The 13,897-nt window shown below is 53.8% G+C and carries 19 protein-coding genes, 1 tRNA gene and 1 rRNA gene; 9 read left to right on the top strand and 12 right to left on the bottom strand.

The window, feature by feature from the left end:
* The 6 genes from MVK46_RS02990 to MVK46_RS02965 all read right to left on the bottom strand — a co-directional run.
* Window positions 1–925: hypothetical protein (locus tag MVK46_RS02990; RefSeq protein ID WP_297535174.1), on the bottom strand; the 925-nt coding region annotated here is incomplete at its 3' end.
* Between the two features lie 86 nt (window positions 926–1,011).
* On the bottom strand, window positions 1,012–1,674 hold the full coding sequence (locus MVK46_RS02985; protein WP_297535173.1) for a DUF434 domain-containing protein: 663 nt from the start codon (window positions 1,672–1,674) through the stop codon (window positions 1,012–1,014).
* 20 nt (window positions 1,675–1,694) lie between these two features.
* Entirely contained in the window at window positions 1,695–2,471 is a 777-nt protein-coding gene (locus MVK46_RS02980) for an HD domain-containing protein (protein WP_297535172.1), read from the bottom strand.
* Window positions 2,472–2,578: 107 nt separating this feature from the next.
* On the bottom strand, window positions 2,579–2,989 hold the full coding sequence (locus MVK46_RS02975) for a PIN domain-containing protein (protein ID WP_297535171.1): 411 nt from the start codon (window positions 2,987–2,989) through the stop codon (window positions 2,579–2,581).
* A 31-nt stretch (window positions 2,990–3,020) separates the two neighbouring features.
* Entirely contained in the window at window positions 3,021–4,250 is a 1,230-nt protein-coding gene (gene eif2g, locus MVK46_RS02970) for a translation initiation factor IF-2 subunit gamma (RefSeq protein ID WP_297535170.1), read from the bottom strand.
* Between the two features lie 72 nt (window positions 4,251–4,322).
* The gene (locus MVK46_RS02965) at window positions 4,323–4,703 is read right to left on the bottom strand and encodes a 30S ribosomal protein S6e (protein ID WP_297535169.1); all 381 of its coding nucleotides are present in this window, start codon (window positions 4,701–4,703) and stop codon (window positions 4,323–4,325) included.
* A gap of 131 nt (window positions 4,704–4,834) precedes the next feature.
* Between MVK46_RS02965 and MVK46_RS02960 the strand changes: the two genes are divergently transcribed.
* Window positions 4,835–5,005 (top strand): preprotein translocase subunit Sec61beta, encoded by a 171-nt coding sequence (locus tag MVK46_RS02960; protein WP_297535167.1) that lies wholly within the window; start codon window positions 4,835–4,837, stop codon window positions 5,003–5,005.
* Here the strand turns inward: MVK46_RS02960 and MVK46_RS02955 are convergent.
* Window positions 5,002–5,652 carry a hypothetical protein gene (locus tag MVK46_RS02955; protein ID WP_297535165.1) on the bottom strand — a complete coding sequence of 217 codons (651 nt, stop codon included), beginning with the start codon at window positions 5,650–5,652 and terminating at the stop codon, window positions 5,002–5,004. The genes MVK46_RS02960 and MVK46_RS02955 overlap by 4 nt on opposite strands.
* A 92-nt stretch (window positions 5,653–5,744) precedes the next feature.
* Here MVK46_RS02955 and engB point away from each other — a divergent pair, with 92 nt between their 5' ends.
* Window positions 5,745–6,302: a GTP-binding protein EngB gene (engB, locus tag MVK46_RS02950; protein ID WP_297535163.1), complete on the top strand. Its 558-nt coding sequence runs from the start codon at window positions 5,745–5,747 to the stop codon at window positions 6,300–6,302.
* Here engB and MVK46_RS02945 read toward each other — a convergent pair.
* Window positions 6,288–6,752 carry an Lrp/AsnC family transcriptional regulator gene (locus MVK46_RS02945; RefSeq protein ID WP_297535161.1) on the bottom strand — a complete coding sequence of 155 codons (465 nt, stop codon included), beginning with the start codon at window positions 6,750–6,752 and terminating at the stop codon, window positions 6,288–6,290. The genes engB and MVK46_RS02945 overlap by 15 nt on opposite strands.
* A gap of 134 nt (window positions 6,753–6,886) precedes the next feature.
* On the opposite strand from MVK46_RS02945, the gene MVK46_RS02940 reads away from it, so the two are divergent.
* Genes MVK46_RS02940 through MVK46_RS02925 form a run of 4 tightly spaced genes read left to right on the top strand, consistent with a single transcriptional unit; the run spans window position 6,887 to window position 9,710 of the window.
* Window positions 6,887–7,963, top strand: coding sequence for a Clp1/GlmU family protein (locus tag MVK46_RS02940; RefSeq protein ID WP_297535159.1), 1,077 nt, complete (start codon window positions 6,887–6,889; stop codon window positions 7,961–7,963).
* 47 nt (window positions 7,964–8,010) lie between these two features.
* Window positions 8,011–8,844, top strand: a complete 834-nt coding sequence (locus MVK46_RS02935) for a geranylgeranylglycerol-phosphate geranylgeranyltransferase (protein WP_297535157.1) — start codon at window positions 8,011–8,013, stop codon at window positions 8,842–8,844.
* 5 nt (window positions 8,845–8,849) lie between these two features.
* Entirely contained in the window at window positions 8,850–9,230 is a 381-nt protein-coding gene (locus MVK46_RS02930; protein ID WP_297535175.1) for a ribonucleoside-triphosphate reductase, read from the top strand.
* A 48-nt stretch (window positions 9,231–9,278) separates the two neighbouring features.
* Window positions 9,279–9,710, top strand: a complete 432-nt coding sequence (locus MVK46_RS02925) for a nucleotidyltransferase domain-containing protein (RefSeq protein WP_297535155.1) — start codon at window positions 9,279–9,281, stop codon at window positions 9,708–9,710.
* Here MVK46_RS02925 and MVK46_RS02920 read toward each other — a convergent pair.
* The 4 genes from MVK46_RS02920 to scpB all read right to left on the bottom strand — a co-directional run bounded on the left by MVK46_RS02920 (window position 9,695) and on the right by scpB (window position 12,657).
* Entirely contained in the window at window positions 9,695–10,501 is an 807-nt protein-coding gene (locus MVK46_RS02920) for an OB-fold nucleic acid binding domain-containing protein (RefSeq protein ID WP_297535153.1), read from the bottom strand. The two genes, MVK46_RS02925 and MVK46_RS02920, sit on opposite strands and share 16 nt — an antisense overlap.
* Window positions 10,498–10,875: a replication protein RepA gene (locus tag MVK46_RS02915; RefSeq protein WP_297535151.1), complete on the bottom strand. Its 378-nt coding sequence runs from the start codon at window positions 10,873–10,875 to the stop codon at window positions 10,498–10,500. The genes MVK46_RS02920 and MVK46_RS02915 overlap by 4 nt, the downstream gene beginning before the upstream one ends.
* Window position 10,876: 1 nt before the next feature.
* The gene (locus tag MVK46_RS02910; RefSeq protein WP_297535149.1) at window positions 10,877–11,947 is read right to left on the bottom strand and encodes an OB-fold nucleic acid binding domain-containing protein; all 1,071 of its coding nucleotides are present in this window, start codon (window positions 11,945–11,947) and stop codon (window positions 10,877–10,879) included.
* Window positions 11,948–12,063: 116 nt separating this feature from the next.
* Window positions 12,064–12,657: an SMC-Scp complex subunit ScpB gene (gene scpB, locus MVK46_RS02905; RefSeq protein ID WP_297535147.1), complete on the bottom strand. Its 594-nt coding sequence runs from the start codon at window positions 12,655–12,657 to the stop codon at window positions 12,064–12,066.
* Between the two features lie 91 nt (window positions 12,658–12,748).
* On the opposite strand from scpB, the gene rrf reads away from it, so the two are divergent.
* From rrf to MVK46_RS02890, 3 genes are all read left to right on the top strand, one after another.
* Window positions 12,749–12,870: ribosomal RNA gene (rrf, locus tag MVK46_RS02900) — 5S ribosomal RNA — on the top strand.
* Between the two features lie 8 nt (window positions 12,871–12,878).
* A tRNA-Asp gene (locus MVK46_RS02895) sits at window positions 12,879–12,956 on the top strand.
* Between the two features lie 76 nt (window positions 12,957–13,032).
* On the top strand, window positions 13,033–13,764 hold the full coding sequence (locus tag MVK46_RS02890) for a helix-turn-helix domain-containing protein (protein WP_297535145.1): 732 nt from the start codon (window positions 13,033–13,035) through the stop codon (window positions 13,762–13,764).
* Window positions 13,765–13,897: the final 133 nt, after the last annotated feature.

Raw genomic sequence — 13,897 nt, 5'->3', positions numbered from 1 at the left:
CACCCTCAACGGTCTTGAACTCGATGCCGGAAATCCTAACGGTGCCGGCCGGTCTTGTCTTCCAGCTCCACTCGTTGCCAAAGTAGTCCCTCCAGGTGCCGCTCTGGGGAACGAGAAGGTTTCTCCTGCTCCACTCGGCCCAGATTCCCACGTTCAGAACGGCGAACCAGCCGTAGTAGAGGTTCATGAGGTCGGGGTTCAGCTCATCGAGGAGGTTCTGGTTTCCGCCTATGTAGGGGAGCGTGGACTTTCCGAGTGAAAGGGGGTTGGTGTAGATGAGGCTCTCGTTTCCGTAGTCAACCTCAAAGCCCACCACGTTATCCGTACCGCTACCTGCCGCCCAGCCTATGTCCCAGGGGTATATGAAGGCCTCGCTCGTCCTCTCGGTGTACCAAACCTTAATCGTAATGTCGCCCTTCATGACGGCGGCGTTTATGGGCGTTATCACCGTCCTGTACTCATAGACCTTAAACGTCCCCACCTTCACCTTTGAACCGTAGAAGTCCCTTCCGTACACCGTGAGGTTCGTCACTTCCTCCGACTTCTCTATTCTGTACCTGTATAGAGGACTCGTTTCGTTGGGCCTGACCTCATAGAGGACGACGTAGTGGGTTATCACGTACTCCCTGCCGTCAACTCTGATTGGGGAGTACTCCCACGGACTCGCCCACGTGAGCTTCTGAACGGCCTCAGTGCTCGTCGTTTCAGTTCCCGTGCCCGTCTGCGAATTTCTTGGGGACGAGCTTGCTGAGTGCGTTTCCGTGGCGTGAGAGGTGGAGGTCGTTGAGGCTGTTTGAGTCATTGAGGGGCCGGAAGAGTGCGTCCCCTGGGGGGTTTCGGAGGGCTTTTCCGAACCCATGCAACCGCCGGCGGCGATAACCAGCCCTATCAGGGCCATCACCAAAACTACCGTGCCTTTCCCCATGCAAACCTCTCCTCAGGCCTTTGATTTCGGCCCAGAAAAGCAAAGGGCATCTTTATTTATTTCGACCTCAACCTATTAAAACCTTTTTAAACAGAAAACTTCATCTTTCCCTTCAGGAGTTCGGAAAGGGGCACCGGCCTGAGGCCGAGGAGTCCGCCTATGAAGCCGGGAAGGTCAAAGACACCTTCAACACGTTCTATTATGCCAACATCCGCTGTGGCAACGTTTTTGAACGCTTTAAGCTCGTGGTCGGGACTCTGTACGAGTCTGACTTCTCCGTTTATCCCGAGCTCCTCCAAGGCCTTCAGCGTCAGCTCCCTGACGGTGCCGCTCCTCGGGGCGTTCTTTCCGTAGAAAACGATGACCTCTTTCGGCGACAGACGGGCCAGAGCGGACGCAATAAGCTTCACGTTTTCTTCGGTCTTTTCATGGGGCCTGTACCTTCCCCTGTAGGCCAAATCCCTTATGAGGCCGTCTTCGCAGAGGATGGCCTTCCCAGAGAGGAGCGATTCGAGGGTTATGAGAACGTTGAAACCGTCAACACCGAGAACCCTGTCCCTAATCTCTTCCGGTCTGAGGAGCTTCCTCTTAACTTCCTCAATCCAAGAATCCGGAAAGACGCACCTCGCGAGAAGGTGCCGCTCTTCCTTCCTCAGCCTGTAGTGATTGGCCACGAAGTTCAGGGCAACGCTCTTCCGGTAGCCCCTGTTGAGGAGGTACTTCAGGTCTCTGTACGCCTCGGCCAGCATGGTGGAAAATGGGGAAAGCCTCAGATAACCTTTTCGAGGGTCTCGCCGTCCTTGCCGGTGTGAATCCTGAGCCTTATCCTGCCGGCCAGCAGGGAGCTTTTGACCTTCTTCGTCAGAATCTCGTCAACCTGAAATATTCCCGCGGGGTGCTTCATCCATATTTCGATTAGTATCGGCTGTCTCTCGTCCCCTTCATTGATTTCGACGCGCTCTATTGCCAGGGCCGAAACCGCGTGTATGTCAACGCGGTCCTTCTTGTGGACGAGCCTGCTCCTTCCTGCCTCCATGTCGCAGCCGTCAGCGATGGTGACGAGCGAGCCCTCTATCGTCGTGCACGGCACGTGTTCATCGTGGGTGTATATCGCGTTGAGCGTCAGGGCCTTTAAGAGGAGGGGGTCGCGCCTTTCAAATACCTCAACTAGCTTTCCTATTATCGGCTCCGCTAGAAAGACGCTGAACTCGTAGTGGTTTATCCTGTGTATCATGTTGCCTATGTCGTGGAAGAGCGCTCCGAAGGCAACTACAAACTTGCTCCACCAGAGGGGCTTGCCGAGCTTCTCTGCCGTCGTCTGGATTCCAAACTTCTTAAGGATTCTAAGCAGTTCCAAAGCCCTTCTCGTCGTCAGGAGGACGTGAACCGGACCGTGGTCGTTGAACTGGTAGACGTTGAGCACTATGTAGTTCGTCGTATCGAAGTAGTAGTGGTACTCCTTGAAGGTTCTCTCGTAGGCCTCGAAGAGCTTCTCGTCGTCGAGGAGTTCCCTAATCTCCTTCAGAAGTTCCTCCTCGGTGTACATTCTCCCACCGCTCTAAGAAAGGCGCTCAGAATTTAAGGGTTTTGAACGGGATTCGGTGAAAAAAGCGGGCGTTCGTTGTTGGGTTTTGACGTATCTCTCCCAATCCTTTACTCAAGCATGCCCTCAAGCTCGAGTATCTTCTTCGAGCGGAGGTAAACCACTGGGATACCTTTCTCGCGGAGGCGCTTCTTCAGACCCTTGTCGTTGGTGCAGACGATAACGCGCCCGTTCTTGACGGCGAAGTCGTAAATCTGGTCGTCTATCGGTCTCTTCCCGAACTCCCCGATTTCGACGGTCTCGAAGCGCTCAGCCAATTTCTTGGCCATTCTAACCGCGAGCAAATCCTTCCCGCGCGTTTTCTTCTCGATGACGTTAAGCTCTTCGAGAACGACGTTTGGAACGACGATTTTGAACTTCACGTCAAGGATTCTGTTAAGCTCGGAAACTATATCCACTCCAAACTGGCCGGGGACGAGGAGAAAGTTGGTGTCTGGAAGGACTAGCCATTCGCGTCCCATCGGGACCACCGGAAGGGAAAAGAGAAGGGGGTCACTCCTTTATGAAGCCGTAGCCGATGAGGCGCCACCTTGAGCCGACTTGCCTGCTGATGGCGACCCTGTCTCCGACTTCAGCGCAGACGGGAATCTGGAGCTTGAGCTCGACCTCGTCCTTGCCGAGCCCGGTGACGAGACCCATCGTTCTTGCAGTTCCAACGTTGAGGAGGAGGACCTCCTTCCTCTTTATCGGCTCGACCTTGAGCTCGTCCTCGGTTCCAACGACGCGCTCAAGCAGGTGGACCTCAAGGCGGAGCTCGTTCCACACCGGGGGCAACTTTCCGGGCTTTCCGACGACGTTTCCGGCCATGAGGTCGCCCTTGGTGAGGTAGGGGTCGAGCTTGGTTCCGACGCCGACGAGACCGCCGGGATAGGCTTCATCAACGAAGTGTCCTCCGGCCTGGAGCGAGACAATCTCGGTCGTTATCGGCTCGTACTTGATTCTGCCGTGCTCCTCGTAGGGAACGCCGGGGCGAATCTCTATCTCGTCGCCAACCTTGAGCTTTCCCTGAACTATAGAACCGCCGATGACGCCGCCGATGAGCTTTTCCGGGGGCGTTCCGGGCTTGTTCACGTCAAAGCTCCTCAGAACGAGCATCTTTGGCGGCTTGTTCGGGTCGCGCTTTGGCGTTGGAATGAACTTCTCTATTGCCGCGAGCAGAACGTCAACGTTCGCGCCGTGAAGTGCCGAAATCGGGATTATCGGGGCGTTCTCGGCAACTGTTCCCTGTATGAAGTCTTTAATCTCCTGATAGCGCTTCATGACGGTTTCTCTATCGACGAGCTCAATCTTGTTGAGGGCGATGACTATGTTCCTGTTGCCGACTATCTGCAAAGCCATGAGGTGCTCCCTCGTCTGGGGCATGACACCTTCGTTAGCCGCTATAACGAGAACCGCACCGTCCATAAGTGAGGCTCCAGCCAGCATAGTCGTCATCAGCGCCTCGTGGCCGGGAGCGTCTATGAAGGAAACGCGCCTCTCAAACTCGGTTTCTGCACCGCAGTACGGACAGACCGGGGAGGTCGAGTATCTGCCGCACTTCGGACACTTCCTTATCTCGGCATCGGCGAAGCCTATCTTTATCGTGATTCCCCTCCTGAGTTCCTCGCTGTGCGTGTCAGTCCATATTCCGGTTAGAGCCTTGGTGAGCGTTGTCTTTCCGTGGTCAACGTGACCGACCATACCGATGTTAACCTCGGCCTGCTTAAACTTCCTCTTGGCCATATCTCTCACCCCTAAGGCTAAAAAGTGGGGACGTTTATTAAGGTTACCCGGGAATGGAGAAGAAAAGGGGCTTCAGAAGATTATCTTCAGGTTGACCTGGACGATGTTCGGACTTATGGTGTTGCCGTGGACGGTCTTCTTCCTTCTCTCACCCTTCTCCCTTGGCCTGAAGCCCGGTCCCTTCGAGAGGAGTATCTTAACCCTCCTCGGACCGTGCACGTCGGGTCTCATCGGGAAACCGTCCTTGTCGGTTCCCCCTGTTATTCTGAGCTTCGCGTCGTCCGGAATGCTCTCGTCCCCGAATATCTCGCTGAGCTTGAGGCCGAGTTCTTTCGCTGAAATCTCCTCTCCGATTCTCTTTCCTATGAGCTTTTCGGCTTCCCCACCGGTTATCTCAACCTGCTTTGCTATACCGGTTTTCGGGTTCGATATAACGAGCTTGAACGTGGCCATTCCTCCCACCTCCATTCATCAGCGGGATTCATTGGGCAGAGCCCTATCCCGAGCGCTCTTGAACGGAGCGTTTAAAAACCTTACCGTGAGGTTTAAATACAACCTCGGAAAAGTTTGGGACAGGTGATGGTATGGCAAAGGAAAAGACCACACTCCCGCCGACGGGAGCGGGGCTCATGAGGTTCTTCGACGAGGACACGAGCGCCGTGAAAATAAGCCCCAAGGGAGTCATAGCGCTGACGCTGATACTCGTTGCCGCTGAGTTCCTCCTGCACGCCTTCGGGCCGAGCATATTCGGTTAAAGGAAGCTCGTTTTCTTTAATCCCCTTGCGTTGAGTTCTTCGTTTATTATCGCCCTGACGACTTCTTCGAGCTGTTTCTGAACGAGGGTCTCAACATCAGCCTTTATTTTGTCTATGTCGTGCCTCAATCCCTCGAGGAGCCTTATGTACTCCCTGGCCATCTCAAGCTGACCCTCCTGCCTCACGAGCTGTTCCTTGAGGTGCTCGAAGTCCTCCCTCATAACCTGGAACTTTCTAAGCTCGTGCTGTAGTTCTTCAATCTGTCTCGTCAGCCTGTAGTTTTCCTCTTTGAGTTGCTCTATAAGCTTCTCCTTGGCTTCAAGCTCACGGACGAGGTTGTTGTACTCCTCGGCGATATCGTGGAGCCTCTCAATTTCCCTCAGCGGGGGAACCTTTCCGTCCCCGAGTATTATGACGTCCGGTCCAACGTTAACTATGTCGTTCGGCTTAATCTTGAGCTTTTTTTCGTTTGTGAGTATGCTCTGCCCCTTTCCGAGATTTTCAATCTCCCTCATCCTGAGTATGAAGTAGAACTGGTCTCCCTCAACCTCAACGTTTATGTCCGTGACGTAGCCGAGTATCTTCCCATCGATGAGCGAGATTACGAACTTGTTTACCAGCTGGTTTGCCCTAGCGTCTTCGGGCATAGCAACCACCGAATAACCTTGTTCGCCACTCTACTTAACCTTTCCGCCAAACCTTTTAAAGTCCCGAAAGAACTTCAGCCCGGTGGGGAGAGATGATAATATTCGCCGGGCGCTCCAACGTCGGAAAGAGCACGCTCATATTCAGGCTGACCGGTAAGAAGGTTAAGCGAGGTAAGAGGCCCGGCGTGACGAGAAAGCCTGTTGAGGTGGAGTGGCGCGGGAAAAGGATAGTGGACCTCCCCGGCTTCGGTTTCATGAGCGGGCTTCCAAAGCACGTCCAGGAAAGGATAAAGGATGAGATAGTGCACTTCATCGAGGACAACGCCGATGAAATAGAACTCGCGGTTCTCGTCGTTGACGGGAAAGCCGCTCCCGAGATTATAGAGCGATGGGGGAAGAGGGGCGAGATTCCGATTGATGTTGAGTTCTATGGCTTCCTCAGGGAGCTTGGAATTCCGACGATAGTCGCCGTGAACAAGATTGACAAGGTCAAGAACGTTGAGAGGACAATAAACTTCCTCGCCGAGAAGTTCGGGGTTCCGTACTCCGAAATACCGGAAACGTTCGTCCCCGTCTCGGCGAAGTTTGGGGAGAACGTTGAGGTTCTCAAAAAACTCATGGAAAAGAAAATGCGCTCACAGAATCTCTAGGACGAGGTGCGTGTTGGTCTCTTTTACCCCGTCGAGTGATGCTATCTCCTCGAGGATTTCGTCGAGCTTCGTCTTATCAGCTTCTATTATCAGGTCAACGTCGCCTGTAACGCGGTATATCCTCTTAATCTTGAGCTTCTTTATCTCCTCGTAAACGTGCCTCCTCTTCGTTGGTTCAATTTTGACGAACACGAAGACGTCGCCCTTCTTTTCACCGAGCAGTTCGAGGGCTTTCTCCGTCAGGTCTATGAATCCCCTCCCAGTTCTTATGTAACCAAGCTCCTTGAGAACTTTGAGGTGGTTGCTTAAGGCCTGCCTCGTTATCCCAAGCTCCTTTGCAAGCTCGTCCTGGGTCTTCTCGACGGTGTGAACCTCTATCGTCTTGCCGTCTTCGTAAAGTTTTCTGAGGAGCTTAATCTGGCGGGGAGTGAGCGAAGTTTTGTCCTTCATGCCGGCACCTCCTTGTCTAATAAAAACTCGAACTGGCTAAACGTCAAACCTAATCTTTTCAATCACCCCTAACACACCAACTTATTTATAAGTTTTTCCAGAGCGGAACGGGAGTTAAAATTTTTAACCGGCCGATGAAACTAAAGAGCATGAACAAGGCGAACTACACGAGAGACGTTCCACCGGACAGGCTCGAACTCCTTTCTGAGCTTTCCTCCCGCGATGCGGTTAAGGTCATGGTCGTTGGGGGACTCGACACCGGGAAGAGCACCCTCGTGACCTTTCTGGCGAACGAGCTTCTGAACCTCGGCAGGAGCGTCGCCATAGTGGATTCCGACGTCGGCCAGAAAGGAGTGCTACCCCCTGCAACGGTCAGCCTCGCGTTCCCCGATGAGAACTTCTCCAGCCTTTCTGAACTTAAAGGGGCTGCCCACTACTTCATAGGAACAGTTTCTCCGGGCCAGTTCATAGGGGAGATGGCCGTCGGGGTTAAAAGGCTCGTTGAAATCGCCGAGAAAAACGCCGACGTTGTTCTGATAGACACAACGGGCTTTGTAACTGGGCCGGGCTTTGAAATGAAGCGCCTTAAGGCGGAACTCGTGAGGCCCGACATAACCGTTGTCCTCGAGCGTAACGACGAACTGTTGGCCCTCTCAAGGGTTCTGGGCAACTACACACAAATCGTCAGGCTCAGTATGAGTGAGAGCGCCAGACCCGTTCCCAGGGAGGAGCGGAGGGAGATACGCTTTGAGAAGTGGAGGACATACTTTTCCAGTTCCCGCCTCGTCGAGTTCGATACGGCTGAGGTCGCCGTCACGGGGACGTTGCTCTTCAACGGCCGTCCCCTCGACGAGAGGGAAAGAACGCTGCTCTCAAGGGTTTTCCGGTGGCTCCTTTTGGCAGGCTGGGAAAACGAAGGGCGCTACACCGTGGTAAAAGCCGACGAGGATAGCTTTCCGAGGGGCTACCGCTCGGTTCATGCGGTAGACTTTGAGAAATTGAACAACCTTCTCGTGGGCCTCATTGATAAAAACGGCCTCTGCATCGGTCTCGGAATCCTCAAGTGGGTCAACTTCAGCTCGGGCCTCCTCCAGGTTCTAACGCCGCTCTCCGACGAAGACGTCTCAGAAGTTGCGGAGGTCAGGTTCGGCAGGATGAGGGTTCTCGAGACGGGGGAGGAGCTTGGTCTCCTCAGGAGAGACGAAATCTGAACCCATAAGGTTTTAAGGCGTAACCTCAAATGCCGGACGGTGGTAGCTTGGAGGCGAGGGCTTTCATCGAAATCACAAGGCCGCACAACTGCGTCTTAGCCGGGGTAGTTGGTCTTCTCGGCTCCATAGTCGCGGTCGGTCACTTTCCCGAGTTGAGCAGGGCGTTGCTCGTCTTCCTAGTTGTCACGCTCGGCTGCTCTGCAGGAAACACAATAAACGACTACTTCGATTACGAAATAGACAGGATAAACCGGCCTGAGAGGCCCCTGCCAAGGGGTGCGATGAGCAGAAAAACGGCCTTCTGGTATGCGATGGCGCTCTTCACAATCGGCCTAATCCTCGCATCCCTCATAAACGTCTACGCCTTCCTGCTGGCGGTTCTGGCTTACACCACGATGTTCCTCTACGCATGGAAGCTCAAGCCGCTTCCCTTCATAGGAAACCTCGCGGTCGCCGGTCTGACCGGTGCCACACCGCTCTACGGTGCGATAGCGGTCGGGAAGATAGGTCTCGCCGGCTATCTGGCCCTGTGTGCCTTTCTCGTTAACGTTGCGAGGGAGGTTATAAAGGACATAGAAGACGTCGAAGGCGACCTCACGAAAGGTGCCAAAACCCTTCCAATCGTCGTAGGAAAGAAAAAAGCCGCCTACGTTGGAGCGCTGTTCGCGTTCCTTACGGTCATAGCGTCTTTCCTGCCGATTAAGGCCGGCGTGGGCCTCAGCTACCTTGCCATGGTTCCAGTCGATGCAATCATCCTCTACTCGGCATTTCTAATCCTCCGCTCGCAGGACAGGAAAACTGCCCATCTCTCGCAAAAACTGCTTAAAATAAGCATATTCCTCGCCGTAATGGCGTTCCTGATAGCTTCGCTCGTGAGGTGATGAACATGGAGTTTAAGGAGAAAATAATTAGAGAGCTTGAAAGCGATGAACTCTGGACCGTTCTCACCTTCAAGACCCCGCACGGTCCGAGGGTTACGATGGAGGAGCTTGTCAAAGCCGTTGAGGAAGCGGGCTGGAGGGTAACCTTCAAGGCCAACTGGTGGACGGCCGATATACCCTACGGCCTCATAAGGCTCGACCTTGAGAGGAACGGAAAGGAGAAGATTCTCCTCGGCAAGTGGATACTCGGAAATGAGTGCGAGCTAATTAGGGTTGAGAGCCTCGACCTCGAGCGCGGGAAGGAGGAGTTCTTCCGCATGGTGGACAGCATAACGTCGACGCTGATACACGACCCGGTGATAAGGACCATGCGCGAGCAGTACTGACGATGGGTTTTTATCTTTGCGACCCTTTATCCCTCTCTGGGTGGTCTTGTGGGAATTGACCCAGATTTAGTTCTCCGAGTACATCTAAATAAGGATGAGGTCATCAAAGCCCTCACCGGATTCCTTATGGAGAAGGAGGAAATAATATTTGCCTACCTTCACGGTAGTTTCCTTGAGGGCGAGTTCTACCGGGACATTGACGTTGCCGTGTACGTTGACCCTGAGAAGGTCAAGGACTTTCTCAGCTACGAGCTCAAGCTCGCGGTTGAGCTTGAGTTGCTTCTCAAATACCCGGTTGATGTCAGGGTTTTGAACGACGCACCGCCGGCTTTCAGGTACCGGGTTCTTCACGGAAAGCTACTCTTCACCAAGGACGAGAAGAAATGGCTTGAGTTCTACGACCTGACGGTTAGGGAGTACCTCGACTTCAGGCACTTTGAAAGGGAAATGAGAAGGGAGCTCCTTCACAGGGGCTCGTAGAAGCCTATCTCCGGTTCGTAGATTTCTCCCTCTGCCAAGAGCTGGCTGATGGCCTCTTCGATGATTTCCTCGTCGAACTCCTTGGAGAGCTTCTTGACTATGAACTTGTGCGACAGGGCTTTGCCCTTCTCGCGGAGGAGGTTCATGACAGCTTCCTTCGCCTTCTCAAGCTCCGGATTGGCTGGTGTCTCTTCAACCTCCTCGCTCGTTTCCTCTTCTATTAGCTCCTCCTCAAGGGTTCTCTGCTCGAGCATCATGGTGTAGAGCTCGTCTATCGTCAAAAGCAACTCCTCGTCAACACCTTGGTTTTTGGCTATGACCTTGGCCTTGGCCGTTATGCCGTAGCGGTCGTAGATTTCGAAGGCTATCTTTGCCTTCTCGGCGTGCTCGACCTTGTCGCGGAGCGTTTCAAAGCGGTGGAGTATCCAGAAGTTCGGGCTAACCTTCGCAACTCCCTCGACGAGTATCTGCTTGTCATCGCGCCACTCTGCAACTTTTCCGATTATCTGAACTAAATCTCCTTTCTTCACGAGCCTTATGAAGCGCGTGTCGTCCCTGAAGCCGAGAACCCAGATGGTTCCGGTTCCGTCGTCAATCTGGAACTTGCCGTAGGTCTCGTCGTCGCTTATCACCGGCTCCCTGACGACCGTGGCGACAACCTTGACGCGGTAGACCTTTCTGGCGTCGCGCGTTATGAGGTAGTTCGGCTCGAAATCACCCTCGCTCCTGACGTAGTAGCCGTCGAGGATGTCCTTGATGTAGACCCTGCTCGCCGGAAGGCGCTTCTTCATAGCTCCTCACCTCCGAAGAAGCTGATGACGTTCTCAATCTTCGGGAGTACTTTCTTCTCAAGCTCCCTTATCTCCTCCAGTGCATCCAAATCGGCGTCGCTGAAGTCCTGTATGACTTCGCCGAAGATGTGAACGCCCTCATCACCCCTTATCACCCTGCCGATGACCCTGACGACCTGGCCGTTCTCGGGGAGGACGTTCTCCTCGCTTTCGACGAGTATGACTCCAGTCCCGTCGTCGAGCCAGAAGGTGTAGTCAAGCTTGTCAACCTTGAAGGCCTTGCCGATTAGGGAAACCCTCGTATCGTCCTCTCTAATCTCGGCAATCTTCCTCTCGACGGCGGGCTTTCTCCGTCTGAACCTAACCTCCTCCATTTCACTCACCACCGAGGGTCTTCAAAACTTCCCTCAGCTCTCTCCTCGCGAGCTCTATCTCGCGCCTTTCATCGACCTCTTCCCAGGTTCTGGCCTTGAGTAGAGTTCCAAGGAACTTGTCCTCGGTGACGTTGCCCCTGACGATTATCTCCCTGCCGAGGAGCGGGTAGTAGGTCTCCTCCGCGAGCTTTCTCCCGGCTTCTCTGAGGGTCAGGCCCTCTTCGATGAGCTTCTTGAGTCTCTCGTCTATCTCCTCCGGGCTCTCGCCGAGCAACTCGGCCGCGTCGTCGCCGAAGAGGGTAACCCTGATGTAGCCGGTTGAGTCGTCCAAGCCAAAGTCGAGGACTACCATTTTCACGGGCTTTACTGCCCCGTGTTCGGGGCAGACCCAGGTGTTGGTGGACGGGTCGTAGTCAACCTTCCGCCTGCATTCGGGGCAGGAGTCGTAGGTTATGACGCGGTAGAGCCTCGCTATGGTTCCCCTGAGCTCGACGAAGCGCTCATTTCCTTCGAGGTCCTTAATCTTCACCCTTCTGTAGTTGAAAGTTTGAACCTCTTCAAGGGGCGGTATTTCGCTGACCCTCGGGTCCTCAGGGTTCTTGATGATTCTCGTCCTGAAGTTGGCGTGTAGCTCCACTCCCCTCATGCCTTCCTTGACGAGGGGGTCTATTACCTTGATTACGTCCCCGGAGTTCAGCTCGTTGTAGTATCTGCTAACGAAGTTGTCCCAGAGGACGAGCCTAGCCTGTCCGGTTGAGTCGTAGATTATTAGGTTCGCAACCTGCCCCTTTGAGCCATCCTTTTTTGTGTACTCCCTTGGCGGGAACTTTCTGAGAACCCTCGCGACGATGTTCACGTTGCTCATTCCCGGCACGAGGTCCGCTATGTGGAGGAGCTCCTCCCCCTCTTCGAGCCCAACGCCAAGCTCCTCGGCCAGCATTACGGCTGCTGCATGCTCTGAAATTCCATGTTTTCTGGCTATCTCCTTTATCCTTTTCTCTATCTCCCCCTTTGAGAGCCCCCTCTCCCGTATGATTCGGTTGATTATTTGCTCCTTTGTAAGGCCTACCATAGCACTCACCCTGATGGTAATTCACGTTTCGGGTATTTAAACTTTTCTTTTTTAACTCCTTTGGCCAAAAAACGCCAAGATTTCCTTGATTTGAAAGAAATGGGATAACTAAAAGCTCAAGAAGTCTTTTGGGTTCCACTACTTTCTCTGCTTTCCTCCGGTTCCCCTTCAAGTTTCTTTATAAGGTCGCTGTATTCGGCGTGGACAACCTTTTTGAAGGCCTCCTTGATTACGGTCGGGTCGTTCTCGGGAAAGCCGTAAAGCTCGGCGAACTTCTGTGTTGTTCCTAGGAGTTTTGTCCTCTCGTAGGGCTCGGCGTAGATTAGGCCCATCTCGATGAGCTTCTTTATGTGCTCGTAGGCCTGGCTTCCGCGGAGCTTTATGATTTTGCTCTGCTCTATCGGCTGTAGGTAGGCTATTAGGGCGAGGGTCTTCAGCTCACCGGTTCTCAAGTCGGGTCTCGGCATGAGGTGTATCACCCTCTGGCTGTACTCCTGCTTGACCTGCATAACGTACTTGTCGCCCAGAACCTTTACAACCTCTATTGCGCTTTTCCGTTCAGCGTATTCTGCCGCTATAAGCTCGATTAGCTTCTCAAGGTAGTCGAGGGACTTTATGCCGAGCGCCCTAGACAGCTCCTTGACGCTCAACGGCCGTCCGGAAACGAAGAGGGCCGCCTCGACGAGGGCCTTGTCCTCAAGTAGTCCCATCGTCAACACCTTGAGAATGTTCCCCCGGAACCTATTAAAACTTCCCTAAGACCATAAAATTTATAAACCCGCCACGACAGGTATGAATCGGCACGGCGGCCATAGCGGCGGGGTTACACCCGGTCTCGTTTCGACCCCGGAAGTTAAGCCCGCCAGCGTTCCCGGGTGTACTGCCCTCCGGGAGGGGGCGGGAAACCGGGAACGCCGCCGGCCACTCAAACGCCCGGGTGGTGTAGCCCGGCCCATCATACGGGACTGTCACTCCCGTGACCCGGGTTCAAATCCCGGCCCGGGCGCCAAAATTCTTCGTCTCAAAGCCCTCTCCTATTAGGCAATTGCCGAAAGACTTATAATGAATAACGATGAGTAACAACCATGCTGGAGAAGGAAAAAGAAGCGCTCGCTAAGAGAATAGCGGGCGAAATAACGCTCTCTTCCGACCCGGGAAAGACGATGAGAAAATGGCGTGAGATTTTCGGCATAAGTCAAACCGAGCTGGCCGAGTATCTCGGTGTTTCTTCCTCCGTTATAAGCGATTATGAAGGTGGAAGGAGGAAGAGTCCCGGGGCGTCCACCATAAGGAAGTTTGTGGAGGCCCTTCTGGAGATTGACGAAAAGCGTGGCGGAAACGTGATTAGGGCTTTCAGCAAGACTATTGAAGGAGAACTGCCCACGAGTGCGATACTCGACATAAGGGAGTTCGCGGTGCCGGTCACGATTAAAGACATCATCAACGCCGTAAAGGGCGAGGTCGTTGCGAATCCCCACCTCCTCGACAGGCGCATATACGGTTACACGGTCGTGGACAGCATAAGGGCCATCCTTGAGATGAGCAGCGAGGAGTTCCTCAAGCTCTACGGCTGGACAACGGAGAGGGCGCTCGTGTTCACCAAGGTAACGACCGGAAGGAGTCCCATGATAGCGGTTCGCGTTCAGGGACTTAAACCGGCCGTTGTGGTTCTTCACGGCGTAAAGAGGCTTGACGAACTTGCGGTTAAGCTGGCCGAACGCGAGAGGGTTCCCCTCGTAATCTCAAGGGCATCGAGCGAGAGCGAGCTTATCTCCGGCCTCAGAAAATTGGTTGAAAAGACGGAGAAGGAGTTCTAAATTTCTTTCCTCCTCCAGATTCCTTCCTCGGCGAGCTTGGTTAGCCTGTCCCGTATGTGAATCAAAACGTCGCTCAGCGTCTTTTCGTTATCGTAGTCCCTTACAATATTCTCAAGCTCTTCCCTCGGAAGGT

Source organism: Thermococcus sp., from assembly GCF_027066465.1.
GTDB lineage: Archaea > Methanobacteriota_B > Thermococci > Thermococcales > Thermococcaceae > Thermococcus.
Note: the sequence above shows the minus strand (reverse complement) of the source record. Positions and strands in the feature narration are given on the sequence as shown.

What these genes read in the sequence shown, in the direction of transcription:
- MVK46_RS02930 (WP_297535175.1), top strand. Translation starts at nt 8,850, where the DNA reads ATGGAGTTTAAGGAGAAAATAATTAGAGAGCTTGAAAGCGATGAACTC.
- MVK46_RS02945 (WP_297535161.1), bottom strand. Translation starts at nt 6,752, where the DNA reads ATGAAGGACAAAACTTCGCTCACTCCCCGCCAGATTAAGCTCCTCAGA.
- MVK46_RS02915 (WP_297535151.1), bottom strand. Translation starts at nt 10,875, where the DNA reads ATGGAGGAGGTTAGGTTCAGACGGAGAAAGCCCGCCGTCGAGAGGAAG.
- engB (WP_297535163.1), top strand. Translation starts at nt 5,745, where the DNA reads ATGATAATATTCGCCGGGCGCTCCAACGTCGGAAAGAGCACGCTCATA.
- eif2g (WP_297535170.1), bottom strand. Translation starts at nt 4,250, where the DNA reads ATGGCCAAGAGGAAGTTTAAGCAGGCCGAGGTTAACATCGGTATGGTC.
- MVK46_RS02890 (WP_297535145.1), top strand. Translation starts at nt 13,033, where the DNA reads ATGCTGGAGAAGGAAAAAGAAGCGCTCGCTAAGAGAATAGCGGGCGAA.
- MVK46_RS02975 (WP_297535171.1), bottom strand. Translation starts at nt 2,989, where the DNA reads ATGGGACGCGAATGGCTAGTCCTTCCAGACACCAACTTTCTCCTCGTC.
- MVK46_RS02910 (WP_297535149.1), bottom strand. Translation starts at nt 11,947, where the DNA reads ATGGTAGGCCTTACAAAGGAGCAAATAATCAACCGAATCATACGGGAG.
- MVK46_RS02940 (WP_297535159.1), top strand. Translation starts at nt 6,887, where the DNA reads ATGAAACTAAAGAGCATGAACAAGGCGAACTACACGAGAGACGTTCCA.
- MVK46_RS02920 (WP_297535153.1), bottom strand. Translation starts at nt 10,501, where the DNA reads ATGAAGAAGCGCCTTCCGGCGAGCAGGGTCTACATCAAGGACATCCTC.
- MVK46_RS02985 (WP_297535173.1), bottom strand. Translation starts at nt 1,674, where the DNA reads ATGCTGGCCGAGGCGTACAGAGACCTGAAGTACCTCCTCAACAGGGGC.
- scpB (WP_297535147.1), bottom strand. Translation starts at nt 12,657, where the DNA reads ATGGGACTACTTGAGGACAAGGCCCTCGTCGAGGCGGCCCTCTTCGTT.
- MVK46_RS02955 (WP_297535165.1), bottom strand. Translation starts at nt 5,652, where the DNA reads ATGCCCGAAGACGCTAGGGCAAACCAGCTGGTAAACAAGTTCGTAATC.
- MVK46_RS02980 (WP_297535172.1), bottom strand. Translation starts at nt 2,471, where the DNA reads ATGTACACCGAGGAGGAACTTCTGAAGGAGATTAGGGAACTCCTCGAC.
- MVK46_RS02960 (WP_297535167.1), top strand. Translation starts at nt 4,835, where the DNA reads ATGGCAAAGGAAAAGACCACACTCCCGCCGACGGGAGCGGGGCTCATG.
- MVK46_RS02965 (WP_297535169.1), bottom strand. Translation starts at nt 4,703, where the DNA reads ATGGCCACGTTCAAGCTCGTTATATCGAACCCGAAAACCGGTATAGCA.